24 protein-coding genes are annotated in these 24454 nt (G+C 63.1%); 15 read left to right on the top strand and 9 right to left on the bottom strand.

Going from position 1 to position 24454, the window contains the following annotated elements; genetic code table 11:
- Positions 1–116: 116 nt before the first annotated feature.
- Genes HV753_RS30870 through HV753_RS30855 form a run of 4 tightly spaced genes read left to right on the top strand, consistent with a single transcriptional unit; the run spans position 117 to position 4422 of the window.
- Positions 117–974: a transketolase gene (locus HV753_RS30870; RefSeq protein ID WP_175178379.1), complete on the top strand. Its 858-nt coding sequence runs from the start codon at positions 117–119 to the stop codon at positions 972–974.
- A complete protein-coding gene (locus HV753_RS30865) occupies positions 975–1973 on the top strand; it encodes a transketolase family protein (protein WP_175178378.1) in 999 nt (332 codons plus the stop codon).
- A gap of 16 nt (positions 1974–1989) precedes the next feature.
- Positions 1990–2793, top strand: coding sequence for a shikimate dehydrogenase family protein (locus tag HV753_RS30860; RefSeq protein ID WP_175178377.1), 804 nt, complete (start codon positions 1990–1992; stop codon positions 2791–2793).
- Positions 2794–2829: 36 nt separating this feature from the next.
- A complete protein-coding gene (locus tag HV753_RS30855) occupies positions 2830–4422 on the top strand; it encodes a GMC family oxidoreductase (RefSeq protein ID WP_175178376.1) in 1593 nt (530 codons plus the stop codon).
- A 166-nt stretch (positions 4423–4588) separates the two neighbouring features.
- Here the strand turns inward: HV753_RS30855 and HV753_RS30850 are convergent, their stop codons facing one another.
- Genes HV753_RS30850 through HV753_RS30830 form a run of 5 tightly spaced genes read right to left on the bottom strand, consistent with a single transcriptional unit; the run spans position 4589 to position 9404 of the window.
- On the bottom strand, positions 4589–5602 hold the full coding sequence (locus tag HV753_RS30850) for a proline racemase family protein (RefSeq protein WP_175178375.1): 1014 nt from the start codon (positions 5600–5602) through the stop codon (positions 4589–4591).
- A gap of 53 nt (positions 5603–5655) precedes the next feature.
- A complete protein-coding gene (locus HV753_RS30845; protein WP_175178374.1) occupies positions 5656–6447 on the bottom strand; it encodes an ABC transporter permease in 792 nt (263 codons plus the stop codon).
- On the bottom strand, positions 6444–7292 hold the full coding sequence (locus tag HV753_RS30840; RefSeq protein ID WP_175178373.1) for an ABC transporter permease: 849 nt from the start codon (positions 7290–7292) through the stop codon (positions 6444–6446). Before HV753_RS30840 ends, HV753_RS30845 begins: the two co-directional genes overlap by 4 nt.
- Positions 7289–8338 carry an ABC transporter ATP-binding protein gene (locus HV753_RS30835; RefSeq protein ID WP_175178372.1) on the bottom strand — a complete coding sequence of 350 codons (1050 nt, stop codon included), beginning with the start codon at positions 8336–8338 and terminating at the stop codon, positions 7289–7291. The genes HV753_RS30840 and HV753_RS30835 overlap by 4 nt, the downstream gene beginning before the upstream one ends.
- 13 nt (positions 8339–8351) lie before the next feature.
- Positions 8352–9404: an ABC transporter substrate-binding protein gene (locus tag HV753_RS30830; RefSeq protein WP_175178371.1), complete on the bottom strand. Its 1053-nt coding sequence runs from the start codon at positions 9402–9404 to the stop codon at positions 8352–8354.
- Between the two features lie 154 nt (positions 9405–9558).
- Between HV753_RS30830 and HV753_RS30825 the strand changes: the two genes are divergently transcribed.
- The 6 genes from HV753_RS30825 to HV753_RS30800 all read left to right on the top strand — a co-directional run bounded on the left by HV753_RS30825 (position 9559) and on the right by HV753_RS30800 (position 14646).
- Positions 9559–10641 carry a GlxA family transcriptional regulator gene (locus tag HV753_RS30825; protein WP_175178370.1) on the top strand — a complete coding sequence of 361 codons (1083 nt, stop codon included), beginning with the start codon at positions 9559–9561 and terminating at the stop codon, positions 10639–10641.
- Between the two features lie 25 nt (positions 10642–10666).
- Positions 10667–11377 carry a glutathione S-transferase gene (locus HV753_RS30820; RefSeq protein WP_175178369.1) on the top strand — a complete coding sequence of 237 codons (711 nt, stop codon included), beginning with the start codon at positions 10667–10669 and terminating at the stop codon, positions 11375–11377.
- Positions 11378–11827: 450 nt separating this feature from the next.
- A complete protein-coding gene (locus tag HV753_RS30815; RefSeq protein ID WP_175178368.1) occupies positions 11828–13300 on the top strand; it encodes a methyl-accepting chemotaxis protein in 1473 nt (490 codons plus the stop codon).
- Between the two features lie 112 nt (positions 13301–13412).
- Positions 13413–13637 carry a DUF1653 domain-containing protein gene (locus HV753_RS30810; protein ID WP_175178367.1) on the top strand — a complete coding sequence of 75 codons (225 nt, stop codon included), beginning with the start codon at positions 13413–13415 and terminating at the stop codon, positions 13635–13637.
- A 4-nt stretch (positions 13638–13641) separates the two neighbouring features.
- A complete protein-coding gene (locus HV753_RS30805; protein WP_175178366.1) occupies positions 13642–14259 on the top strand; it encodes a 3'-5' exonuclease in 618 nt (205 codons plus the stop codon).
- 27 nt (positions 14260–14286) lie between these two features.
- Positions 14287–14646: a nucleotide pyrophosphohydrolase gene (locus HV753_RS30800; RefSeq protein ID WP_175178365.1), complete on the top strand. Its 360-nt coding sequence runs from the start codon at positions 14287–14289 to the stop codon at positions 14644–14646.
- A 3-nt stretch (positions 14647–14649) separates the two neighbouring features.
- On the opposite strand, the gene HV753_RS30795 is transcribed toward HV753_RS30800, so the two are convergent.
- Complete coding sequence (locus tag HV753_RS30795) at positions 14650–14940, bottom strand: antibiotic biosynthesis monooxygenase family protein (protein ID WP_175178364.1); 291 nt, start codon at positions 14938–14940, stop codon at positions 14650–14652.
- Between the two features lie 105 nt (positions 14941–15045).
- On the opposite strand from HV753_RS30795, the gene HV753_RS30790 reads away from it, so the two are divergent.
- The 3 genes from HV753_RS30790 (at position 15046) to HV753_RS30780 (ending at position 17051) form a co-directional block, all read left to right on the top strand.
- On the top strand, positions 15046–15435 hold the full coding sequence (locus HV753_RS30790; RefSeq protein ID WP_246288433.1) for a hypothetical protein: 390 nt from the start codon (positions 15046–15048) through the stop codon (positions 15433–15435).
- A 387-nt stretch (positions 15436–15822) separates the two neighbouring features.
- Positions 15823–16299, top strand: a complete 477-nt coding sequence (locus HV753_RS30785) for a hypothetical protein (RefSeq protein WP_246288432.1) — start codon at positions 15823–15825, stop codon at positions 16297–16299.
- Positions 16300–16343: 44 nt separating this feature from the next.
- Positions 16344–17051 (top strand): hypothetical protein, encoded by a 708-nt coding sequence (locus HV753_RS30780; protein WP_175178362.1) that lies wholly within the window; start codon positions 16344–16346, stop codon positions 17049–17051.
- A gap of 43 nt (positions 17052–17094) precedes the next feature.
- Here HV753_RS30780 and HV753_RS30775 read toward each other — a convergent pair whose 3' ends face one another.
- Entirely contained in the window at positions 17095–19503 is a 2409-nt protein-coding gene (locus tag HV753_RS30775) for a DUF3772 domain-containing protein (RefSeq protein WP_175178361.1), read from the bottom strand.
- 226 nt (positions 19504–19729) lie between these two features.
- Positions 19730–20656, bottom strand: coding sequence for a LysR family transcriptional regulator (locus HV753_RS30770; RefSeq protein WP_175178360.1), 927 nt, complete (start codon positions 20654–20656; stop codon positions 19730–19732).
- Positions 20657–20903: 247 nt separating this feature from the next.
- On the opposite strand from HV753_RS30770, the gene scpC reads away from it, so the two are divergent.
- Positions 20904–22421, top strand: coding sequence for a succinyl-CoA:acetate CoA-transferase ScpC (scpC, locus tag HV753_RS30765; RefSeq protein ID WP_175178359.1), 1518 nt, complete (start codon positions 20904–20906; stop codon positions 22419–22421).
- 128 nt (positions 22422–22549) lie between these two features.
- On the opposite strand, the gene HV753_RS30760 is transcribed toward scpC, so the two are convergent.
- Positions 22550–23500 carry a LysR substrate-binding domain-containing protein gene (locus tag HV753_RS30760; RefSeq protein WP_175178358.1) on the bottom strand — a complete coding sequence of 317 codons (951 nt, stop codon included), beginning with the start codon at positions 23498–23500 and terminating at the stop codon, positions 22550–22552.
- Positions 23501–23711: 211 nt separating this feature from the next.
- On the opposite strand from HV753_RS30760, the gene HV753_RS30755 reads away from it, so the two are divergent.
- On the top strand, positions 23712–23948 hold the full coding sequence (locus HV753_RS30755) for an isoleucyl-tRNA synthetase (RefSeq protein WP_246288431.1): 237 nt from the start codon (positions 23712–23714) through the stop codon (positions 23946–23948).
- The last annotated feature ends 506 nt before the right edge of the window (positions 23949–24454 follow it).

Below are 24454 nucleotides of genomic sequence, written 5' to 3'. Positions count from 1 at the left end.
GGGCTTGCTGTATTGAGGGAACGGGTGAATCCGGAATGAATTCTAGCCCGCCATAGCCAATTCAAGCTCAATGGGTATATTATATATCATATATCCTAACGAAGAAAGGACGCGCCATGCGCCACAACCAGGAGGCCCCCACCGAGGGGGAGGTCGGGATGCTGCGGGAAAAGGCCCGCTATATCCGGCTGGAGACAATCAGGCTTATCGAGATCGCCAAGGTCGGGCACTACAGCTCGGTCTTCTCGTGCGCGGAGATATTCGCGTCGCTGTACTACGACGTGATGCGGCTGCGTGCGGGCGAACCGCACTGGCCCGACCGTGACCGCTTCCTGATGGGAAAGGGGCATGCCGCCGTCGGCTTGTTCCCGGTGCTGGCGGACCACGGTTTCATCGACCGTGCGCTGCTGGATGGCTACACCCGACTGGGCAGCCCTTTGGGCGACCACCCCGACATGAGCAAGGTGCCGGGCGTGGACTTCAGCTCGGGCTCCATCGGGCACGCGCTGTCCAACGGCGTGGGCATGGCGATGGGCGGGCGCATGAGCCAACGCGACTTCAATGTCTTCGTGATGCTGGGCGACGGCGAGATGCAGGAAGGGCAGGTCTGGGAGGCCGCGCTGTTTGCCGCGCACAACCGGTTATCGCGCCTGATCGCCATCATCGACCGCAACGGCTATCAGCTGGACGGCAAGGTGGACGACGTGATGGGCGTGGAATCGCTAAAGGAAAAGTGGCAGGCATTCGGCTGGGAAGTTCACGAAGTCGACGGCCACAACCTGTTGGAACTGACGGCGTTGCTGCGGCGCTTGCGCGCGGACGATGCGCGCGCCAAGCCGGCATGCGTGATTGCGAAGACGCTCAAGGGCAAAGGCGTGTCCTACATGGAAACCGAACCGGGCTGGCATTTGGGCTACCTGGCGCTGCAGGACGCGCAAAGCGCCGTCGACGAAATCCTCTCCCGCGAGATCTGAATGGCACAGGCACAAGTCCTCTCTCCCGACTCCTGGCAGTACCGCGCCCTGAACGCGGTGAACCCCGGGCTGTCCTATCTTTCCGACGCACTGATTGAATTGGCGCAGGCCGGGCACCCCGTGGTGGCCGGGTCCGCGGATTTGCAATACTCCAACGGCCTGAATCGCTTTGCGCAGGCTTACCCCGATCGCTATGTCCAATTCGGCATTTCCGAGCAGAACATGGTGTCGGCCGCGGCGGGCCTGGCCACCACCGGCATGATGCCGTTCGTGGCCACCTTCGCGTCATTCCTGGGTCTGCTTTGCTGCGAGCAGATCCGCATGGACGTGGCCTATACCAAGCTGCCCGTCCGCCTGATTGGCCACCATACCGGCATCAGTCTGGGGTTTTACGGCACCTCGCACCATGCCACCGAAGACATCTCGACCATGCGCGCGCTGGCCGGCCTGACGGTCGTCTCGCCCGCGGATGGCCCGCAGTTGGCGTCCGCCATCAAGGCCTCGGTCAATTGGCCGGAACCGATCTACTTCCGCATCGGACGCGGCCGCGATCCGCAGGTCTATGAAGACGGCGTGCCCTTCGAATTCGGCCGCGCCATCGTGCACTCCTCGGGCGCCGACCTGAACATCATCGCCTGCGGGATCACGTTGCACGCCGCGTTGGCTGCGGCCGAGCAGTTGCGCCAGGAAGGCCTGTCGGTGGGCGTGATCGACATGCCGACCATCAAGCCGCTGGATCGTGACGCCGTGCTGGCGGCCGCAGGCCAGTCGCGCTTGATGATGACGGTGGAGGAACACAACGTGCTGGGCGGGCTGGGGTCGGCGGTTGCCGAGGTCTTGGCCGATGTTGGCACGGGCACGCGCCTGTGCCGCCACGGCATCTATGATGAATACAGCCTGATCGCGCCGCCTACCACGCTGTACGCCCACTACAAACTGGATGCCTCGGGCATCGGTGAAGTGGCTCGCGAATTGATCGCATCTTCAGGCAAAGCCTGAGCTCCCGGAGAACACAATGAAGGAAATCAGCGGAAACACGCGCCTGTTCGGCATCCTGGCCGACCCGATCCATCATGTGAAGACGCCTCAGCGCATGAACGAGCTATTCGCCAAGATTGGGTATGACGGCGTTTGCGTGCCGTTTCACGCACGCCCTGATAATTTGGCCGCCGTGGTCGAAGGCTTGCGCCGCCTGGAAAATCTGGGCGGTGTCATCGTCACGATGCCGCACAAGACCGCCATTCTGGATCTGGTGGACGAGGTGACGCCGGTGGCTCAAAAGATTGGCGCGGCCAATGTGGTTCGCCGCGATGCCGACGGCCGGCTGACGGCGCACATGCTGGATGGCGAAGGTTTCGTGCGCGGGCTGCAAACGGCCGGCGTGGCCGTGCAAGGAAAAAGCGCCTATCTGGCGGGCGCGGGTGGCGCGGCCAACGCGATCGGTTTCGCGCTGATCCAGGCTGGCGTGTCGCGGCTGACCATCGCCAATCGCACCCCCGCCAAGGCCCAGGACCTGAAGGCTCGCATCCTGTCGCTGCATCCCAACGCACAGATCGACGTAGGTACGCCGGACCCGTCGGGCCATGACCTGGTCATCAATGGCACGTCACTGGGCATGAAAGAGGGCGACGCACTGCCGCTGGATACCGGCCGCCTGACGCCGGATCAACTGGTATGCGAAGTCATCATGCAGCCCAAGGACACGGCGTTGCTGCTGGCCGCGCAGGCCAAGGGTTGCAAAGTCCATTACGGCGCCCCGATGCTGGCCTGCCAGATCGAGCTGATGGCCGAGATGCTGGGCGTCGCCCCCGTGAAGTAGCGCATGCAGCCAATCTCAGGACTCGGTGGATAAACGATGGGCGATTACGATTTCATTATTGTGGGCGGCGGAACGGCGGGCTGCATCCTGGCCAACCGGCTGACCGCCGATGGCAAGCATCGGGTATTGATGCTGGAAGCCGGGCACGAAGCGCGCAGCATGTGGATATCGATTCCGGCGGGCTTTTCCAAGCTGTTGGTGAATCCGGACTACAACTGGCGCTTTGCGACCGAGCCGGAGGACAACGTCTACGGCCGGACCATCGCGGTGCCGCGTGGCAAGGGTGTGGGCGGCTCGACGCTGATCAACGGCATGATCTACGTGCGAGGCCAGCCACAGGATTACGACGGTTGGGAAGCCGCTGGCGCGACGGGGTGGAACCACCGGCTGGCCGAGCGCATCTTCCGCAAGGTCGAACACTACGACGCGGGCGGTGAAGGCCGTGGCAAGCAGGGGCCGATGCATCTGGAGGAAGTGGCTGAACGCTTCCCGGTATCCGACGCCTTTTTGCGCGCGGCGCAGGAAGACGGCCAGCCGCTGAACCCCGACTACAACAGCGGCAACCAGGAAGGCGTGGGGTACTACCAGGTACTTCAACACCGAGGCAGGCGCTGGAGCGTGGTCGATGGCTACATGAAGCCCGCCGCCGGCCGCAAGAACCTGAGCGTGGAATGCGGCGCGCACGTGACCCGGCTGATGTTTGAAGGCAAGCGCTGCGTTGGCGTCGTGTACCGCAAGAACGGGCAAGTGCATACGGTGCGCGCGCGCCGCGAAACCGTGCTGTGCCTGGGCGCAGTGCAATCGCCGCAATTGCTGGAATTGTCCGGTGTGGGCAATCCCGCCTTGCTGCAATCGTTCAACATCCCCGTGTTGCACGCGCAGACGCAGGTCGGTGAAAACTACATTGACCACTTCGCCACGCGCATGAACTGGCGGGTGAAAGGCACGGTGACCTTGAACGAGATGTCACGGGGGTGGCGTCTGGCGCAACAAGTGGCGCGCTACTACACCCGCCACAAGGGCATCCTGACCTTGGGCACGGGCTTGGTCCATGGCTTCGTCAAGAGCGCGCCCACGTTGCCAACGCCTGACGTGCAGTTCTTCTTCGTGCACGCCAGTTACGCCAACGCTGCCGAACGCATCCTGGATCGGCATCCGGGCATGACGATCGGGGTGGCGCAACTGCGCCCCGAATCGCTGGGTTCCATTCACATCAAATCGGCGGACCCGCTGACAGGCCCGTCGATCCGTCCCAACTTCCTGGCGGCGCAGATCGACCGCGATAGTCTCGTGGGCGGCATGAAGGTGGCGCGGCGCATCGTGGAGCAACCTGCCATGCAGCCGTTCATCCAGGCCGAAGTCAACCCCGGCCCCGCAGTGGAAAGCGACGAGCAATGGCTGGACTTCGCGCGGCGCAACGGACAGACCATCTATCACCCGATCGGCACCTGCCGCATGGGATCGGACGCCGCCGCCGTGACGGACGTCAGGCTGCGCGTGAACGGCGTATCGGGCTTGCGCGTGGTGGACGCTTCAGTGATGCCGAAGATGGTGTCCGGCAACACGCAGGCCGCCGTCATGATGGTGGCCGAGCGCGGCGCGGAGATGATCCTGGAAGACGCCACCTGAATACCACCGCCGTAGGATGGGTGTAGCGCGAGAAACTCCAAACCAGAACGCAGAAGCCCAACGCGCGCAACCCATCAACCCGACCAACAGAAAGCACCCCCCCAAAAAAACCGCTACGAGCCCTCCAAGGCAGGCGCGCAAGCACACTCGCGCGCCTGTCCCACGCTTAGCGGATCAAAAACCCCGCCCCCACCGGATCGTCACGGTCGATCACCCAGCGCGCCGTGCCCAGGATGCTGGCCGTGCCTTTCACCGTCGGTCGAACCGCGCGCGTGCCGTTCAGGTCCACCTCACCGAGCAGGCAGCCTTCAAACGTGCCGCTGCCCAGCAGGCCTTCGGACTTGATCGGCTGGTTCAGCCCCATCTTCCCGCGCGCCTCGAACATGGCCATCATGGCGCTGGTGCCGGTGCCGCCGGGCGAACGGTCCAATTGCCCCGCGCTGAACACGTGGACATTCTTGTAGAACGCGCCTTCGATCGTCGGCTGATGCCAGAACGTGATGAAGTTCAGATTATTGATGTGCGCTTCGGTCGGATGCTGGATGCGGTGACGTGCGTTCAACTGATCGCGCACGATCAGACCCATGCGCGACAGTTCGGTACCGTTGTCCGGCGAGATCCGCAGGTCGCAGCCCGACAGGTCCACGATGCCGAAATAATTGCCGCCCCAGACGATGTCCGCCGACAGCTTGCCGTAGCCCGGCAGTTCCACCGGGATGTCCTGCGCGGCCACATAGGCTGGCACGTTCTCGAAGCGCGTCCACAGCACGTTGTCGCCTTCGGAGGCCACTTCCGACACGACCAGGCCTGCGGTGGTTTCAAAGCGGATCTTGGTGATGCCGTCCTTGCCGCGCGGCACCAGGCCGTTGGCAACCATCGCCATGCTGACCGCGATGGTGCCGTGGCCGCACATGTGCGAATACTCGGTGCCGTCGATGTAGATCAGGCCGGCATCGTATTCAGGGCTGGAAGGCGGCGTGAGGAAGACGCCAAACATGTCCTTGTGGCCGCGCGGCTCGCGCATCAGGGCGCGGCGCAGCCAGTCGTAGTTCTGCTCCAGGAAGGCCCGCTTTTCCAGGATGGTGGATCCGGCGGGGTAGGGGATGCCGCTATGCACGATGCACAGGGGCTCGCCTTCGGTATGGGTATAGATGACATCGAATGCGTCTTGCTTGCGCATGACTGTGGCTCCAGACAAAAGTAGGATGAGAGAAAAAACCGGGAGTCGAGAAACTATTTGCCGCGTTCGGAGAGCATGTCCAGCCCGACGGTCAAATCCAGGATGACGATGGCGATCACCGCAACCACGATCGTGGCGCCCGATACGGCTGCGATGGTCGGATCTATCGTGTACTGCACGTAGTTGAAGAGCTTGACGGGGATGGTGTTCAAGTCCGCCGTGGTGTTGAAGATGGACAGTTCCACGTTGATCCATGACGAGATGAACGCGAAGATGGAACCGGTGACGATGCCTGGCCGGATCTGCGGCAGCACCACCAGGAAGAACGTGGTCCATGGGTTGGCGCCCAGGTCAGCGGACGCTTCTTCCAGCGCGCGCTGCTCCGGCGTCAACAGCGTCAGCGTGGACCGCAGCACGAAGGGCGCGATGATGACGATGTGCCCGATCAGCAGCGACAGGAAACTGCGCGTCAGGCCGAAGTAGGCGCCGTATTGCAGCAATGCCGCGCCCAGCACGATGTGCGGCAGCACCAGGGGCGACATCAACACCGACGCCAGCGCCGCCTTGCCGGGGAATTCATAGCGGGCCAACGCCAGCGCGGCGGGCACGGTCAGCAGCACCGCGACAAGGGTCGCCGCCAGCGCCAGCACCGTGCTGGTCGTGAACGCGGCCACGTAGCCGGCTTCGACCAGCAGCGTGCGATACCACTCCAGCGTCCAGCCTTGCGGGGGAAAGGCCAGGTACGGCGTGGACGTGAACGACGCGCCCATGATCACCACCAGCGGCAGGGCCAGGTAGGCCAGCACGGCCAGCGCGATCAAGCGGATCAGGTGGCGGGCGATCATCGCGCGGCTCCGGGCAGAGTGGCGGCGCGGTTCGCCAGCGCAACCAGGATCAGGGTGAAGACCAGCAGCACCATGCTCAGCGCACCGCCGTAATGGAAGTCGAACACCGAACTGTATTGTTGGAAGATCAGCATCGACAGCACCGAAATCCGTCCACCGGACAGCAGGGCGGGCGTCACATACGCGCTGACCGCCAGGGTGAAGACGATGATGGCGCCGGACACGACGCCCGGCAGCGTCAACGGCCAGGTGATATGGAAAAACGTTGCCGCGGGCCCGGCTCCCAGATCGGCGGAAGCCTGCTCGCAGGCCGGGTCCACCCGGGCCAGCGCATTACCGACAGCCAACACCACAAAGGGCAGCAGCACATAGACCATGCCGATCAGAATGCCCAGCTCGGTACCGATGAAACGCACGGGTCGATCTGCCGCGCCAACACCCACCAGCGCCTGATTGACCAGGCCGTTGCGGCCCAGCAGCACCATCCAGCCGAACGCACGCACGATGTTGCTGGTGAACAGCGGCACCACCAGCAGAATCACGCAAAAGCGCCTCCAGGCTTGCCAGCGCACCACGCGCACCAGATACCAGGCCAGCGGGTAGCCCAGGACCACGCACACGATGGTGGTGAAAAACGCCAGGCGGAATGTCACCAGGATCACGTCCCAGTGATATTGATCGGCCAGCACGCGCAGGTATTGCTGCAACGTCAGCGTCGCGCCGTCCGGGCCCCCCGTGATGCTGGCCAACGCCACCACCGCCAGCGGCGCCAGGAAGAAGGCCGCGAAGAACAGCACGGGAGCCGCCAGCAGCAGGCCGGGTGAGAGCCAGGCGCGTCGGGTCATGGCTGATCACCGATCAAATGCAGGTGTTCAGGCGCGAACGCCAGATGCACCGTTGTTCCTGGCCGCAGGCCGTCCGGCGCGATGCCGCCATGACGCGCCACCACGGTCTGGCCGCCAATGTCCACGTGGATCATGCTGTGGCTGCCCACGTTGATGACGTCGGTGACCGCGCCGGATAGCGTGCTGGCCGACGCCTCACTGCCGAAGCGCAGGTCCTCGGGCCGCAGTACCGCTACCCCGCGCGCGGGCGCCGGCTTGCCGGCAAGCGGCACGCGCAGGCCTTGGGCGTCCAATTGCAGCGCGTCGCCCGTGGCGGTGAACGCCATGAAATTCGCGTCACCGATGAATTCCGCCACGAAGCGCGAGGCAGGTTGCCGGTAGATGTCCGTGCCCGCGCCCACCTGTTCGATGCGGCCCGCATGCATGACGACGACCCGGTCGGCCATGGTCATGGCCTCTTCCTGATCGTGCGTCACGAAGATGAAGGCGATGCCCAGCTTGGCTTGCAGGTGCTTGAGTTCGAGCTGCATGCGTTTGCGCAGCTTCATGTCCAGCGCGGACAGCGGTTCGTCCAGCAACAACAGCTTGGGCTGGTTGACGATGGCGCGCGCCAGCGCCACGCGCTGCTGTTGACCGCCGGACATTTCGCGGGGGTAGCGCGGGCCGAAGTCCGCCAGCCCCACCATGTCCAGCGCGGCGCGCGCCCGTTCGGCGGCGTCAGCGCGGGAGGCGCCCTGGCGCCGCGGGCCATACGCGACGTTTTCCAGCACGGTCATGTGCGGAAACAGCGCATAGTTCTGAAACACCGTATTCAACGGGCGATGGTGCGCGGCCAGGCGGCTGATGTCCTGGCCTTCGATCAGGATGCGGCCCGATTCCGGTTTCAGAAAGCCGGCGATCGAGCGCAGCAAGGTCGTCTTGCCGCAGCCGCTGGGGCCCAGCAGGGCCACGAATTCCCCCTGCTGGATGTCCAGGTCGATATGGTCCAGCGCCTGGTAGGCGCCAAAGCGCATCGACACGCCTTCGATGGTGAGCAAAGCGGACATGTTCGACCCCGGCCTAGCGCTTGCGGGCAACCTGGCGGTTCCACGCATCGGTGACTTCGGCGCGGCGGCTGTTGATGAGGTTCCAGTCGAACAGGCTCAGGTTTTTCACCGATCCTTCAGCGCCCCATGGCAGCTTGCGCGCCACATCCTTGGAAACCTGCACGTCTTTGACCGCCGGTCCCAGGTACAGGCGGGTGGCCAGGCAAGCGGCTGCGTCCGGCGTCAAGGCCGTGTCGATGAACTTCCGCGCAGCGGCCGCGTTGGGTGCGCCTTTGACCAGATGCAGGCGCGCGTCCGTGGCCCAGGCGCCTTCCTTGGGCACCGCGAAGCCGATGGGCAGGCCTTTGTCGATCAAGTCCCAGGCGCCCACGTTGAAGTGCGCGCCGATAATCGCCTCGCCGCTTTGGTAGGCATTGCTGGCCGCGCCTGAGCTGTCGAAGAACAGGGCGGTGTCCAGGGTGGCCAGCTTGGCGTAGAGCGGCGCCAGGTTGGACGGATCAATGGCCCACACGCGCGCCAGGAAGAAGATGAACGGGACGCCGGAGGAGTTCGCGGGCGAGGGCACGGCCACGGCGCCGGCGTACTCAGGCTTCCACAGGTCTTTCCAGCTGGTCGGCGGCTGCGGCACTTCCTTGGTGTTGTAGGTGATGCCCAGCGAGTAATAGCCGGTGCTGACGGCGTAGGCCGCATCGCCGTTGCGGTACACGCCCTGATCAATGACGTTTTTCAGGTTGGGGATGGAGGCCGCGTCCAGCGTGTCCAGCACGCCGGCCTGGGCGGCCAGTTCGCTGATGCCGCCGTCCATCCAGGCCACGTCGATCGTCGGCGCGTTCTTTTGCTGCTGTAGTTTGGCCAGCGTGGTGGTCGAGGTGCCGACTTCGGGCACGACGGTGACGCCGGTAGCCTTGGTGTAGGGATCGGCCACGCAGGCACGGAAGGCGTCGCCCCAATTGCCGCCATACCAGGCGACGGTGATCTTCTGCTGCTGAGCCATTGCCTGGGTGGCCAGCAAGAGCCCGGCTCCCAGCAAGGCGGCGCGGACTGCGCTGCGGGTGGTTGTTGCCATGTCGGATTCCCCTTGTTGATTTATCGGCCCGTCCCGGCTGGTTTGGGAACACAGCGCTCCTGGACGGAGCCGTGACGTTGCCATAACTGCATCTTGGGCGATCCCCGGGAAAACGAGCTTGAAGGCGCGGGACAAAAACTTGAATAATTGCGACATGACTACCGCTGTGACCGCCGCTTTCCCGCCTTCCTCCTATGAGGAGGGCTCGGATGGCTTACCCCCGGGGAAACCCGCGCTGACCATCGGCATCGTGCTGATGGACCAGTTCACGCTGGCCGCGTTTGCGGGTTTGGTGGATGTATTGCGCCTGGCAGGTGACCACGGTGGCCGCAGCCGGCAAATCCATACTGCGTGGCGCGTCATGAGCTGGGACGGCAAGCCGCGCTGCTCCAGCGCCGGCTTGACCATAGACGTGGCCGACAGCCTGCCCGACGACCCGGCCGAATTCGATTACGTGGCCGTGTGCGGCGGCAATGACTACATCAATGGCCGCATGCCCGAGCCGCTGCGCGATTGGTTGCGGTTGGCGGCCGCGTTGCGTGTGCGCCTGCTGGGTATCTGCACCGGCACTTTCGCGCTGGCGCAGGCCGACGTGATCGGACCACGCACGGTGTGCGTGCATTGGAATGTGCTGGACGCCTTTCGCGAGCGCTTCCCGCAAACCCGCGCGGTGGTGGATCGCCTGTTCGTGGATGAAGGGGACTTGATTTCTTGCGCGGGGTCGACGGCGGCAATCGACCTGGGCCTGTATCTGGTGGCCCGGCATTGCGGGCGCGACAAGGCCCAGCAGGCAATGCGGCACATGATGCTGCAAGGCGTGCGCCCGGGCCGGGTGCCGCAGGCGCATTTCCGCACCGACTTGTCCGGCATCCAGGATCTGCGGGTACGCCAAGCCGCGCACTTCATCGAGCAGCGCATTGATAATCCCCCACCGCTGGATGCCATCGCGCGGTATGTGGGGGTGGGACGCCGGCAACTCGAGCGCGCGTTCCGCCTAGCCACGGGCATGTCGCCCATGGCGTTTCAGCGCCAGTTGCGGCTGGAGTACGGAAGCTGGTTGTTGCTGAATAATCCTTGCAGCATCACGCAGATTGCGTTGGACTGCGGTTTCGCGGACGGCGCGCATTTTTCGCGCGACTTCCGCGCGCACTTCGGATTATCTCCCCGGCAGTATCAACAGGCCCGTGGCCAGCAGGCCATTGGGCAAGAGGGCGGTGTCAGCGTATTTCCTGCCTAGCCTTCGTTCACCGAAAGGAGAAGGCATGTCTTATGAGCTCTGGTATTGGGACGGTATCCCCGGGCGTGGCGAATTCGTGCGCCTGGCGTTGGAGGCGGGCGGCATTGCCTATCGCGAGCGCGTGCGCGAACCCGGCACGTCGGCAAATGCGCTGATCGAAGACATGCAGTCGCCACGCAAACACCCGCCTTTTGCCCCGCCTTATCTGGTGGCCGATGGCATGACCCTGGCGCAGACAGCCAATATCCTGCTGTTTCTGGGTGAGAAACACGGGCTGGCGCCGGCGTCCCTGGAAGGGCGGCTCTGGGTCAATCAATTGCAGCTGACCATCGCCGACATGGTGACCGAGGCGCACGATACGCATCACCCAATTTCCGCCAACGATTATTACGAAGACCAGAAAGACGAGGCTGCCCGCCGGGCACGGAGTTTCCGCGAAGAACGCATCCCCAAATTCCTGGCGTACTTTGAGCGTGCCCTGACCGGTCGAACGACCTGGCTGGCAGGCGGCAAGCGCTGGACCTATGTGGACCTGTCGCTGTTCCATCTGGTCGATGGCCTGCTCTATGCCTTTCCCAAGCGCATGGGCACGGTGGCCTCGCACTACCCGAATGTGATGGCTTTGCATGCTCGCGTGGCCGTACTGCCGGCGTTGCAGCCTTATTTTGACAGCGGCAGGCGCTTGCCTTTCGGGGAGTGCATTTTTCGCCAGTATCGCGAACTTGATGCAGCCTGATCCGGCTCGATTTTTTAAAAGCCGATTTAATAATGGGGGCAGCTTCGATTAATAACTCCCCCGTTGCCATCAACCGATTGTGGAATGGTTGGCGGGATTCGTATTAACCCTGATCCGCGTTATGAGTATGGGCTGATGGCGCTGTTGAATAATGGCTGAATGATTATTTTACGCAACGGTCTTTGTGTGTTTTTTTCGTAAAGCCATCGGTAATAGGTTGAGATGCGCTCATTTTTAGGATTAAATATTTTCGACTGGATACATTCTTCAGTTTTTATTTTTGATCCGGACCTGCCGTTACCTCTGTGGCGACGGACTACCTGGTAGCGAGTGCATGCGGCGCGGCATGCATGGTCTGAGTGTGGGACGCGCCAAGCAGTTCTGATTCAGAAATTTTGCTTGTCGATCATTGTCAGCAACTTCGTCCCATCCTTGGCAGGAGACGCCACCATGCAATGGATCACCCTCAATCGCCTGTTCCGCGGACAACGCGGCATGCAAAAGGCGGATCTATACGGCCAGATATCAGCTATCCATAAAGCTCAGGCCGTCATCGAGTTTGATCTGGAAGGCCACGTGCTGATGGCCAACCAGAATTTCCTGGACACCATGGGCTATTCGCTGGAAGAGATTCTGGGGCAGCACCATCGAATGTTCATCGACGAGGACGAGCGCCAGTCTGCTGAATATCTGGAGTTTTGGGAGAAGCTCGGCCAGGGCGCGTATGACGCGGGCCGCTACCGCCGTGTGCGCAAGGACGGCCGCGATGTTTGGCTGCAAGCCTCGTATAACCCCATCTTCGACAAACGCGGCCGGCCGATAAAGGTCGTCAAGTACGCCACCGATATTACCGACCAGCAGCAGCGCCAAGCGGACACGGAAGGCCAATTGGCCGCCATTTCCAAGGTGCAGGCGATTATCGAATTCGAACTCGATGGCACGATCATCCGCGCCAACGACCTATTCCTGAGTGCCGTCGGCTATCAGGCATCGGAGGTGGAAGGCCGGCATCACAGCATGTTCGTCAGACCGGAAGAAGCGCGCAGCGCGGCCTACAAGGACTTCTGGCGCAAACTGCGCAGCGGTGAATACGACACCGGCCAATATCTGCGCATCGGCAAAGGCGGGCGCCAAGTGTGGATCGAAGCCAGCTATAACCCGATCTTCGACGCTGAAGGCCGGCCCTTCAAAGTCGTCAAATATGCCACCGACATCACCAAGCGATTTACTGCCGCGCAAACCTTGCGCGTTGCGGTGCAAGGGCTGACGGAGAATGCCGAACGCGCCAGCCAGGCCAATGCACTGGCGCTGGACGCCAGCAAGGTTGCGGAGCAGGGCGGCAAGACGGTGAAAGGCGTGGTGCAGACCATGGGCGCCATCACCGAAAGCTCGCGGCGCATTTCCGAAATCATCGGCGTGATGGACGGCATCGCCTTCCAGACGAATATCCTGGCCCTGAACGCGGCCGTGGAGGCTGCGCGGGCCGGGTCGCACGGCAAGGGCTTTGCGGTGGTCGCGGCGGAAGTCCGCAGCTTGGCGCAGAACAGCGCCGCCGCCGCGAAAGAGATCAAGGGCCTGATCACGACGTCCGTCGAGCAGATCGAAAGCGGCGCGGGCCAGGTGCAATCGGCAGGCACCACGATGGAAGACATCGTGGCCTCGTCGCGCCGCGTCACTGAAATCATGGCGGAAGTGGTGAATGTATCGTTGGCGCAATCGGCCAAGCTTGGGGAAGTGACAGGGGACATCACGCAGATGACCGCCGAAGCCGCCCAAACCTTGCGGGCGACTCAAGACGCGGCCGATGCGCAAGCCGCGCGGCACGTTGGGATGGTCAAACCGGTGGCGGCTACCGTGCGGGCCAGGCCCGCGGCGAATACGCCGCTGCCTCCCAAGCCGGTGCTGGAGTACGTGCGCTACTGACGCCCGCGCGGGCAAGTGCCCGCGCGAGTGCGCTATAAAGACGGTATTGTCTGAATCCCAGGCCTGGGCCGGATCACTTCCGCCCAGGCCGCATCATTTGCGATCACCGTCCATGACCGAATCCGAAGCCCTGGCCCTTGCCTCGCACCGCCACTACAAGGGCGGCTTGTACCTGTATGTGGGCACCGCCCGTCATTCCGAGACCGAAGAGTCCATGGTGGTGTACGAACACCTTTGGCCGCACGAGCGCGGCCTGTGGGTGCGGCCGGCCACGTTGTTCTTTGGTCAGCTTGCCGATGGCTCGCCGCGTTTCGCGCCGTTGCGCCCGGCGGAGTGACGCTGTGACGTTCTACAACCGGCGTCCCCGGGCCAGCGGCTCGGTCTCGCGCACAGCGGTCAATCGGACGCAGGCCTCCGCCGCGCTGGACTCGGCGTTGTTGGCACTGCGTGGCCCGTTCATCGTGGCCGACTTGGAAACCACCGGCCTGTCCACCTCCACCTGCGAGATCCTGGAATTTGCCGCCGTCCGGGTCGAGGCTTCGGGCGCCCTGGCACGTGAATACACGCAGGTGGTGCGCACGCGCTCGCCCGTGCCGTCATTCATCACGCGGCTGACTGGCATTACGCAGGCGGAAGTTGATCGCCACGGCGTGCCGGTCATGCAGGCGTTTTCGTCCTTCCTGGAGTTCGTGGAAGACTTGCCCGTGTTCTTCCACAATGCTTCGTTCGATCGGCGTTTCCTGGGCGCGGCGGCAGACCTGACCGGCATGCCATTTGCGAATCCCACGCATTGCACCTTGGCGCTGGCACGGCGTGCCTGGCCGGAACTGCCTTCACACAAGCTGGAAATCCTGGCCCGTCACGTAGGCGCGTCCAACCCGACTCACCGGGCGTTGGCTGACGTGCGCACGACGGTGGCCGTGGCGTTGGCGGCCAGCTCGCGCCTGGCGTTGGCCTGACGCGGCATGGGATCTTTGGAAAATTCGATGTCAGACCTGGAACAGATCAAACTCGCGGTGCGGGCCTTCACGGCAGAAAGGGCGTGGCAGCCTTTTCACTCGCCCAAGAATCTGGCGATGGCCTTGTCGGGCGAAGCCGGTGAGCTCGTGTCCCTGTTCCAATGGCTGACCGAGGCCGAATCGCGGAATATGTCACCGGAACGTCTGGCCAAGGCCGCCGATGAGATCGCGGACGTGCAGATGTACCTGGTGGCGCTGGCGGATCAACTGGGTATTGGCATTGCCGATGCCGTGGCGCGCAAGATGGTGAAGAACGCAGAGAAGTATCCGGTGGACCGTTTTGCCGGCAGCGCCCGCAAGTACAACGATCCGCCGGAACAGGCCTGACGGTCAGATCACTTTCTGTTCGTGATGCACCTGGGGCGGTTCAACGAAGAATCCGGCGACCAGCTTGCGCCATTCCTGGAAATCGCTTGATTCGCGGAAATCCACCATGTGGTTTTCCACGGTTTCCCAGTCCACGACCAGGGTGTAGCGCTGCGGTTGTTCAATGCTGCGATACAGCTCCATGCCGTGGCATCCCCGTGCCCGCAAGAAAAGCGGTTTGGCTTGTGCAACGCCAGCCTCGAACAGCGCTTCCTGTCCGTCACGGACGTGAATGCTGGCAATCTCCTGGATCATGACGGTGTCTCCAAATAATTGGGGCCAGGTGAGGCCTGGCCGGCCGGAGTAGTATGGCTGAAAATTCCAATTTCAGCCTGTCCGATGAATCTTCGAGCCGTCACCTTGACTCGTCTTATTGCCGTTCGCCTGCTGTGGTACGTGGGCATCGGCGCTATCGCCATCATGGCCTTGGCGTTGCACACGCAATTCAGTGTTGTCGTGCTGTTGTCCGCCATCGCCATCTACCTTCCGCTGTCGATGCTGTTCCTGCCGCTCATGGCGTGGCTCTGTCTGAGCCGCGCTTCGCGTTCGCCGGTCAAAGGCTTGGCACCCGCCTGGCTGGCCTGGCTGGCAGGTGCGCTGGGCATTGCGCTGCTGGCCAGTTACCACGTGCTGGCCGATCTGGACCTGGCGGAATGCGGCTTTTTGCTGGTCCTGGTCGCGGGCGATCTTTGGCTGGTCCGCCGGGAAGCGGCGCTGTTCCTGAATAGGGTGCCCGCCCGGGCTGGCTGACAGTAAGCCTAAAGGCCATCAACGACTTGCCGCCCGGCGTGAGCGCTAGGCACCTTGTCCGAGCCGTGGGCGCATTCCCCCATCCTTAAAGTTGAGCCCGCGTGCGCGCGGCCGCGGTATCCCGCATTTTTCATCGTCCATTTGCATGGCGCGATGCCCCCGTGCTCGTCTGTTTCGCTCGCCGCTTGATTGGTGGGCATCGTCCACAAAGACGCGGTCGCCCGTTTAACCGATATCGACATGCTTAGGACGGAGCAATCATTCCGTACCAATACATAAGTCCCACGCCTCGCGCCGTTGTCCGGGCAAAGAGGAGGACGTATTGGTCCGCGCCGGTCGGCCACCGGCACCTGTGCATCCGCATGAAGTGGATCAGGAGGAGCTCAAATGAAAAAGCTCGCAGCAGTCGCAGCCATGACCTTGTTCGCCGCGTCGGCCTACGCCGGCGGGCCAAGCATGCCTTCCGTGTCGATCACCGGCCACGCCGGCACGATCAATGGCACGGCGTCGTCCGTCTCCACCGGCAGTTCGGTGGTGGCTACCCAGGTCAACGGCTACGGGTCTTCCAGCCAGACATCGTTTGGCGAGACGGGGGGCGTCGCGCAGGTTGGCGGCACGTTCAACCGTGACGGCACGCAAGTGGTCACCAGCACGCGCCAATATGCCACCAGCGAATCGTATGGCAACGTCACGGGCAACGCGCCCATCATGGTGGGCGACAGCATCGCCAACGGTGGCGCGTCGTTCGGCAAAACCGATACCGCCGCGTCGGCGACGGGGACCTTCGTTGCTGGCAACATCGGCGCGTTTGGGTCGATCGGCGGGGTGGGCGGGGTGGGTCACATCTCCGGCTTCAATCACTGACCCAATTATCCGGACGGCTTCGGCCGTCCGGTCGAGGGGACATCATGAAAACCATAGTGCTTGCAATTTCCCTGTCGCTGGTGGCGTGCACGGCCGCGGCGCAGACCAGCAACTCCAGTTCCACGACATCCGCTTCGTCGGGGTCCACCAATGCCGGCAACAATCAGGGCATTACGCTAAATTCCAACAACAGCGGTTCCAGCACCGTGAAGACGGTTCCACCGGTGGGGGGGCAGAGCTTCTATGGTTCGTTCTCTTCGGACAGCTGCATGGTTTCCGCAGGCGGTGGCGGCTCGGTGGTGGGCTTCGGCATGAACGTCGCCATTCCGATCGAAGACCAGAAATGCAGCTTGCGTCGTAACTTCGAGCGCACGATGCAGGCGGCCGCCTCCACCAAGGACGCGGATCGTTCGCGCCGGTTGGAGACCGCAGCCATCGACATCCTGTGCCAAACCGATGACCGCACCAAGGCCGCACTGGTGGCGCAAGGGCTGTGCACCAATCCCGCCCTGACGACGGCCGATCATCGCTTTGACACCACGGCGGTCGCGCAATCCGCACCGACCAGCACGGCAGCTGGCGTACCCGTCGCGCCGGTGCAAAGCCAGGCCCAAGCCCCCGCTCCGGCGCCCGTGCCGTTGGCGCGGGCATATCCGGTGCAGTCGGCTCAGGCGACCGCGTTGGCGTCGCCGCCTCTGCGCAACCCACGGCTTGATCGGCAACAGTTCGCCGACCTGTATTCGCCCGGCTGATGTCTTGGCGCCAAGCCGTGGGGCCGTGCGGGCGGATCCTGGATCAGGTGGAGGCGGGCGGCGCGACGGCGCCGGGCGCCACCGCCACCGGTTGCGGCGCCGACGCCAGCAGCATGGTGGGGGGTGAAGACACTTCCAGGCCCGCGTCATTCAGGCGCTTGAGCACCGTGAACAGCATGGCGCTGCGAACGCCATAGGCGGCGCGCGGCGACGATACGTAGCCCTTGGCGTTGAAGATCAGATTACCGCCTTCGATGCCATCCAGGAACACGTTGGGCGCGGGCGTGTCCAGCACGTCTTCGTGGTCGGCAAACGCCTGCAAGATCAATTCACGGACCTGTTCCGCGTCCGTCGACAACGGTAAAGGCAGTTTGATCTGCACCAGCCCCAAGGGGTTGGAGCGGGTCACGTTGCGCACCGTCTTCGTCACGAATTCCGAATTCGGCACGATCACTGTGGAACGGTCGCCCATCTGGATTTCGGTGGCGCGCACATTGATGCGCAGAATGTCGCCTTCGACGCCGCCCAGGGATACCCAGTCGCCGACTTTGACGGGGCGTTCGGCCAGCAGGATCAAGCCTGACACGAAGTTCTGCACCACCGCTTGCAGGCCGAAACCGATACCCACGGACAGCGCGCTGGCGATCCACGCCACACGCTCCAGGCCGATGCCGGCGGCAGACAGCGACAGCGCCACGGCCAAAACCACCCCGGCGTAGCCGAACAAGGTAGCCGCCGACAACTGCATGCCCGGGTCCAGCTCGGTGGTGGGCAGGTAACGGTTCGACAACCAGCGCTTGAGTATCTTCACACTCAGCAGCGACAAGCCCAGTACCAGCAGCGCTTGCAGCACCGCGCCCGGACGGATCTGCGCTTCGCCAATCGCCAAGCCCTTGCGCAATTGGTCGAAGCGCTGCAACAGGTCAGCAGGCCCTTCGCCAAAGGGCGCCAACAGCAGGATGATCGCCAGCACGCCCACGGCCACGCGACCGACGCCGGACAGCAATACCGCCGCCTGGTCGCGCAGGCTGGGGCCATCGTTCTCGCCTTCACGATGCGAGGTGCCCAGCAACGTGCTGAAGCCGTCCTCGATCAACGTGGAAACCAGGTATGCGGACGCCAGGACAATCAGCGTCCACAGCACTTGCTTGGTCAGGAATGCGCCAAACGCCACATAGCCCGCCAGCAGGCTGGCCATGCCCAGGATCAGCACCACCCACACGGTGCCCAGCAGAAGCGAAATCCAGAAGGGCGCAGGCGCGTCGTTTTCCTGGATGCTCTGGCGCCGCAGCCTGCGGCCGATGCCCAGCACGATGGCCATCGTGATCATGATGATCGTCGCGACGATGCCGGTCAGCGTGATCGTGGTTGTCAGGCTGGCGTTCAGCAAGACTGGCAAGCGTTCGGCCAGCCAGATCATCACGACCAGCGTGCCCAGCAGATTGGGCAGCCAACGCAGTCGCGTCGCCACGGCATCACCGATGGGCGGCAGGCGCCAAGACGGGCGATGCGTCGACAGCAGGGCATTGCCCAAGCCTGACACGTAGCCCCCGAAACAGACGGTGGCCACCAGGGTTGCCAGCAAGGCCCCCGTGTTGTCGGACAGCTGCGAATTCCAGTCCAGGCCCGCATGGATCAGCAGCGCGACGACGCCGGGTGTTGCGACAGACAGCGTCAGTTGCGCCACGGCCAGGAACGAGCGCCGCAAGCGGCCGGGCGGTACCCGGGTGGCCGTCAATCGCAAGAACAGCCGGCCAATCCAGACGCGCAGCGCAATCGTCAACGCGGCGGCGGCGGTCAGCAGCAACCATCCCCATTTCGGCGTCTGCCCAATGGCGGTCGACAGGTCGTCGCGCAAGCCTTCCAGACGATCCAGGTCGCGCGGGAATTCCTGCTGAAACTCTCCCCAGAACTGTTTGGACAGGAAAGAATCACGCCGCTCGCCCATGCGCGCCTGGAATTGCGTGCGGCGTTGCGCCGAGATCTGTTCTGCCGTTTGGCCCGCGTCCACGGACAGCAGCCGGGCCAGCTTGATCTGCGCATCCAGCGCGCGGCTGCTTTTTTCCAGCTGCATGCGCTGGGCCGCCACATCAGGCGCTTCCTTGGCCCCTTCTGGGGGCGTGCCCAATTCGCTCAGTCTGGCGGTCAGGCTGGTCAACTGGGGGGCCAGCGCTTCGCTGGCCGCGTCGGCCTTGGATTGAATGTCGAGCGCGTCGCCGCGTTGTTTGACGAGCGTGGCGTCATCGGTCTCGTCCGCGATGCGCTTGCGGATGTCGTCGATCTGCTTGCGGGCCGCCGCCAGCACTGTTTCTGTCTCTGACGGGGTGGGTGGGGGTGCTGCGGAGGCAGGCGTCAGGCAGAGCGCCAACAACAACGCCGCGACAAGCGCGGCGATCTGGGGCGCGTGGAAGCGGTAGGCGCGTAAGAAAAAGAGGGTGCGGATCAAGGTCATATTCTTGGGGCGAGTCACTCGCGTCGAGGCGGGAGCATAACAAGCCGCGGACCTGTCCGTTGCAACAAAAACTAGTGCTACGTCCCCGGTTTATTCGCCCGCATTTCCGGGAGGCATTCCGGGTATGCCGGGGAACGGAAACAGGGTCAGGTCGAACGTGGCCTGCGCAAGCGAGCCAGAAGGTGCCGCCGCCCGCAATCCAAGTTTACGAGGCCAACGTTTGGAATCAACTCGACCGGGGTGGGATGCGCCGGGAAGCGGGTTTTTTGGGCTTGCCCAGGACGGCATCGCACACATCCAGCCAGGCACGGGCAGCAAACGATAGGTAGCCGGATTCCAGCCAGATGTGGCCGACTTCCCATTGCATGCCCGACTTGGCCAGTTTCGCCGTGCTCAAGCCCCGTGTCTTCATGCGCTGCATCAGCGGCTCTGGCAGCAGCGCTACCCCCAGCCCGGCCGACGCCATCGCCACCAGAAAGTCCCAATGCGCGCTTTGGGCCGCGATGCTGGGCTGAATGCCGGCATCGGCAAAGGCTTGGCGCAGGCGGCGGGTGATGGCGAAATCGTCCGTGGGGATCAGCAGCCGCGCGTCGCGCAGGGCATTCAAGGGCAGCGATGTCTTGCCAGCCCAGGGCGCGTCGGGCGGGCCGATCACCCAGATCGGATAGCTGCCAAAAGGCTGGGCGGCAAGTCCTCCGTCGGGCGCGATCGGCAGAATCGTGGCGCCTATCTCCAGTTCACCACTGGCGACCAGGCCTTCGACGGCTTGGCCCGTGCCCTCGCGCAACGTCAGATGGATACCGGGATGCAGCTCGCGGAAGCGCTTCACCACCGGGGTGAACAGCAGGTTGATCATCGGGGGAATGCCAACTTCCAGCGCGCCTCGGTCCAGGTCGGCGGTCTGGCGCAGTTCTTCCGACAGTTGCCGCATCGTCTCCAGCACTTGCACGCCGCGCTGGTACATGACCCGTCCGGTATCGGTTGGCCGTGCCGTGTGGCCGTCACGGATCAAGAGCGGCGTGCCGGCTTCTTCCTCCAGTTGGCGAATCATCTTGCTGACGGTCGATTGCGTGACGAACAGCGCCTTGGCCGCCTGCGTGAAGCTGGCGTGCCTGACCGTCTCCACGAAATATCGCAACGCGCGCACGTCCATGGCTTGGGACTCCCTGTGCGCATTGCGCGCAAAAGCTTCAAATAATGAAAAAAACGACTGATTTGAATGATTTTAAGTCATTACGAGATTTCGGCGGGCGTTCCTATACTGCGGAAAATTCGTCCCGGGGCAGGGCTGTGCCAGCACCGGGCTATCGGGAAACGCCGCAACAGACGGCGCCCGGGCGAGGAACGGCGAGATCGCCGCGCCCGGCCGCGAGCCGTTGGCTTTTAAATTTGGAGACACCATGCATCTCGATCGTATTCGCCACCCTGGGTTGCGCGCCAAGATCACTTCCGCCGATCAGGCGGCGCTGCTGATTCAGGACGGCATGACCGTCGGCATGAGCGGCTTCACCCGTGCCGGGGACTGTAAATCCGTGCCCGCGGCGCTGGCCAGCCGAGCTGAACGCGAACCCCTGTCCATCACGCTGATCACCGGCGCCTCGCTGGGACATGACACCGACAAGATGCTGGCCCAGGCGAACGCGCTGGCTCGCCGCATGCCATTCCAGGTTGACACGACGTTGCGCCGAAAGATCAATCAAGGCGAAATCGCCTTCATCGATCAGCACCTGTCCGAAACCGTGGAGCAACTGCGCGCCGGTCATATCGGGCCGATCAACGTTGCCATCATCGAAGCCGCCGCCATCACGGAATCCGGCGCCATCGTGCCAACGATGTCGGTAGGAAATTCGGCATCGTTCGCGCAGCAGGCCGACAAGATCATCATTGAATTGAATATGGGCGTGCCCGCCGCCATTGAAGGCCTGCATGACATCTACGTGCCCGCCGACCGCCCCGCGCGTCAGCCGATCGGCTTGGTTTCGGTGGATCAACGCATCGGCCAACCCTTCATTGAAGTGGACCCCGACAAGATCGCCGCCATCGTCATCACGCATGAGCCCGACAGCCCGTCCAACGCCTTGCCGCCCGATGACGACACCAATGCCATCGCCCGCCATATCAATACATTCTTGCGCGGCGAAGTCGACGCCGGCCGGCTGACCAACGCTTTGCTACCGCTACAAGCCGGCATCGGCACCATCGCCAACGCGGTGCTGCATGGTTTTGAATCCTCAGACTTCGACAATCTGACGATGTACTCGGAAGTCCTGCAAGACAGCGCCATCGAACTGCTGGATCAGGGCAAACTCGCGTTTGCGTCGGCCTCGTCGATTACGGTGTCCAAGCCCGTGTACGACAAGATCCTGGCCAATATCGAGCACTACCGTGAACGCATCGTGCTGCGCCCACAGGAAATCAGCAACGCGCCCGAGATCGTCCGCCGTCTGGGCATCATCGGAATCAACACGGCGCTGGAGTTCGATATCTACGGAAACGTGAACTCCACGCATGTGGGGGGCACGCACATGATGAACGGCATTGGCGGTTCGGGCGATTTCGCGCGCAATGCACATCTGGCGATCTTCGTGTCGAAATCGATGGCCAAGAACGGCGATATCTCCAGCGTGGTCCCGATGGTGTCCCATGTGGATCACACCGAGCACGATGTCGATGTGCTGGTCACCGAGTGCGGCCTGGCGGACTTGCGCGGCCTGGCGCCGCGCGAACGCGCACGCGCCATCATCCAGCATTGCGTGCACCCGTCGTACCGCGATGCCTTGCAGGACTACTTTGATCGCGCCTGCCAGCGTGGCGGGCAAACGCCTCATCTTCTGGAGGAGGCATTTGCCTGGCATCAGCGCTTCAATGAAACGGATTCGATGCGGCCGGCTGAGCCTGTCGCGCTCAAGCGGGCCTGATCGACCGCGATATCGACTGCCGCCGTCGCGGCGTCCGCCAGTCCATTCGAGCGAAGCGAATCCTGGTTAGCGGGAACGCTCCCGCCGGACGCCGTGTTTTGGGTAGGGGTAAAGGAGCGAAAGCTGCTTTACCCTTTTTTTTCTTCGGGCCGGGGGGGCGGGTCGGACTCGGGCTGCGTGGTGACCAGGGCGCAGCGTGACCGCTCCAATTCGTCATGCAGCCATTGCTTCAGCGCCACCAGCGGCGCCCATTCCCGCAAGCTCGGCGGATAGACCAGATGGTAGGTCTGCGCCTGTTCATAATGCACGCTCATGGGCGATATCCGCACAAGCCGCCCTGCGCAGATGGCGTCCGCAGCCAACAACTCGCGGCCCAGCGTAATGCCCAACCCTTGCTCGGCGGCTTGCAACATCATGCCCGCGTCGTTGAACGTCGCCACTGGTGTGACGGGCGTGCGCAAGCCAGCAGCATTGAACCAGTGCTGCCACATTTCGCGTTCGCCCAGCAACGGCTGGCGTGCCAACGTTTCGGGGGAGTTGTCTTCCAGCTTGGCTGCCGTCTCTGGCGAGGCCAGCGCGATCAAGGGCAGCGGCATATCGAATAGCGGTTCGGATTCCACGCCGGCCCAAGGGCCGCGGCCAAATCGCAACGCCGCATGAAACCCGTCGCGTACAAGATCGACCACCTGCTGAGAGGTTTCGATCTCCAGGGACAATCCGGGATTCAACACTCGCCACCGAGCCATGCGGGGCAGCAGCCACCGTTGCGCAAAAGACGGCAGCACCGATACGCGCAGGCGCTGCTCGCTGCCGGTCGCGGTCGCCGCAGCGGCCATCACCCCTTCATCCAGCAGCGAGAGCGCGCTTTGCACACTGCATAGCAGCGCGGCGCCCGCGCTGTTCAGGACGATCCCGCGTCCACTGCGCTCAAACAATGGAAACCCCAGCTGCTCTTCCAGCCCTTTGATCTGTTGGCTGACCGCGCTGTGCGTCAGATGCAGGCGCTCGGCCGCCGCGCGCAGGTTCTGCAATTCGGCCACGGCGCGGAAGGCGGGCAGGGTGTTCAACGGTAAACGCATGGCGAAATTGGGGTAAAGACAATATTTGGTTAGGTTAACTGACCAATACAGGGAAAACAATTCGATTTTCAGGCGGAGTTTGGGCGACTACGCTTACCAAAAGGTCGAAACCCAGGAGCCCATCATGTCTGTTCACGCTTGTGCCTCGCCCTCTGCCCCGTTTGGAACTCCCAGGCAGTCCGTCCCTGCGGCGTCTCCGCAGCCCGCTTCCATGGGTGGCACGCAAATGGAAGCCACGCAAGATGAGGCGCCATCGACAGGCAATTGGTTTGCCCGGCTTTGGGCGGCCTATCGCAAGCGGCGGGCTGATTCCCGGCTGCGTAACTTGGCGGCCGATATGGACCCCCACATCCTGCAAGACGTGGGGGCGCCCAATTGGCTCGTCAATGAAACGACCCGCGAACGCGACTTGGCCCGTTTGAAGCACACGGACTACATGCGCTGGTAAGCTCGCCCAGTTGTGTGGGGATTCCTCTACGGCGCCGGCTCTTCCCGCAAGAAGGCCGGCGCCTTGCCTTTGGCGAGTCGGTAGAAGGGCGCGCTCTATAGGTAGAAGGGGCGTGCTCTCTATATATAGAGGGGGCGTGCTCTATATAGAGGGGCCACTCTATAGAGGCGGATGTCACTCTGGAGGCGGATGTCACTCTGATCCCTCTCTATATATAGAGGCAGACACCGCCTGCGATCCGTGTCCGGCGAAATAACAGATCGTTTTGCTACCTCAAGATGACAAGCCGAAAACTTGTGCTATAGTCTCGCTCCTTCGCAGTTCAAGCAGTTTTTTGAGCCGCGAAGCCAAGCAAGCACAACAGGCTAGGCAGGGGGTAACCCCGGGGCAACCCAGCCAGTCTGCCGCAAAGGGTTCAGGAATGAACGCCAAGCGGTTATTGCAAGGATTGCAGCAAATCAGGCAAAAGCCAGTTGCACAATCCGCAAAAATCGTGCTATAGTCTT

It is taken from the genome of Achromobacter pestifer, from assembly GCF_902859625.1.
In the GTDB taxonomy this organism is placed as follows: Bacteria; Pseudomonadota; Gammaproteobacteria; order Burkholderiales; family Burkholderiaceae_B; genus Achromobacter; species Achromobacter pestifer.
The sequence above is the reverse complement of the archived record's forward strand: the minus strand, read 5'-3'. Positions and strand labels throughout refer to the sequence as shown.

Excerpts from the sequence above, each read along its gene's own strand:
- HV753_RS30870 (WP_175178379.1), top strand. The coding sequence starts at position 117 with ATGCGCCACAACCAGGAGGCCCCCACCGAGGGGGAGGTCGGGATGCTG.
- HV753_RS30865 (WP_175178378.1), top strand. The coding sequence starts at position 975 with ATGGCACAGGCACAAGTCCTCTCTCCCGACTCCTGGCAGTACCGCGCC.
- HV753_RS30860 (WP_175178377.1), top strand. The coding sequence starts at position 1,990 with ATGAAGGAAATCAGCGGAAACACGCGCCTGTTCGGCATCCTGGCCGAC.
- HV753_RS30855 (WP_175178376.1), top strand. The coding sequence starts at position 2,830 with ATGGGCGATTACGATTTCATTATTGTGGGCGGCGGAACGGCGGGCTGC.
- HV753_RS30850 (WP_175178375.1), bottom strand. The coding sequence starts at position 5,602 with ATGCGCAAGCAAGACGCATTCGATGTCATCTATACCCATACCGAAGGC.
- HV753_RS30845 (WP_175178374.1), bottom strand. The coding sequence starts at position 6,447 with ATGATCGCCCGCCACCTGATCCGCTTGATCGCGCTGGCCGTGCTGGCC.
- HV753_RS30840 (WP_175178373.1), bottom strand. The coding sequence starts at position 7,292 with ATGACCCGACGCGCCTGGCTCTCACCCGGCCTGCTGCTGGCGGCTCCC.
- HV753_RS30835 (WP_175178372.1), bottom strand. The coding sequence starts at position 8,338 with ATGTCCGCTTTGCTCACCATCGAAGGCGTGTCGATGCGCTTTGGCGCC.
- HV753_RS30830 (WP_175178371.1), bottom strand. The coding sequence starts at position 9,404 with ATGGCAACAACCACCCGCAGCGCAGTCCGCGCCGCCTTGCTGGGAGCC.
- HV753_RS30825 (WP_175178370.1), top strand. The coding sequence starts at position 9,559 with ATGACTACCGCTGTGACCGCCGCTTTCCCGCCTTCCTCCTATGAGGAG.
- HV753_RS30820 (WP_175178369.1), top strand. The coding sequence starts at position 10,667 with ATGTCTTATGAGCTCTGGTATTGGGACGGTATCCCCGGGCGTGGCGAA.
- HV753_RS30815 (WP_175178368.1), top strand. The coding sequence starts at position 11,828 with ATGCAATGGATCACCCTCAATCGCCTGTTCCGCGGACAACGCGGCATG.
- HV753_RS30810 (WP_175178367.1), top strand. The coding sequence starts at position 13,413 with ATGACCGAATCCGAAGCCCTGGCCCTTGCCTCGCACCGCCACTACAAG.
- HV753_RS30800 (WP_175178365.1), top strand. The coding sequence starts at position 14,287 with ATGTCAGACCTGGAACAGATCAAACTCGCGGTGCGGGCCTTCACGGCA.
- HV753_RS30795 (WP_175178364.1), bottom strand. The coding sequence starts at position 14,940 with ATGATCCAGGAGATTGCCAGCATTCACGTCCGTGACGGACAGGAAGCG.
- HV753_RS30785 (WP_246288432.1), top strand. The coding sequence starts at position 15,823 with ATGAAAAAGCTCGCAGCAGTCGCAGCCATGACCTTGTTCGCCGCGTCG.
- HV753_RS30780 (WP_175178362.1), top strand. The coding sequence starts at position 16,344 with ATGAAAACCATAGTGCTTGCAATTTCCCTGTCGCTGGTGGCGTGCACG.
- HV753_RS30775 (WP_175178361.1), bottom strand. The coding sequence starts at position 19,503 with ATGACCTTGATCCGCACCCTCTTTTTCTTACGCGCCTACCGCTTCCAC.
- HV753_RS30770 (WP_175178360.1), bottom strand. The coding sequence starts at position 20,656 with ATGGACGTGCGCGCGTTGCGATATTTCGTGGAGACGGTCAGGCACGCC.
- scpC (WP_175178359.1), top strand. The coding sequence starts at position 20,904 with ATGCATCTCGATCGTATTCGCCACCCTGGGTTGCGCGCCAAGATCACT.
- HV753_RS30760 (WP_175178358.1), bottom strand. The coding sequence starts at position 23,500 with ATGCGTTTACCGTTGAACACCCTGCCCGCCTTCCGCGCCGTGGCCGAA.
- HV753_RS30755 (WP_246288431.1), top strand. The coding sequence starts at position 23,712 with ATGGGTGGCACGCAAATGGAAGCCACGCAAGATGAGGCGCCATCGACA.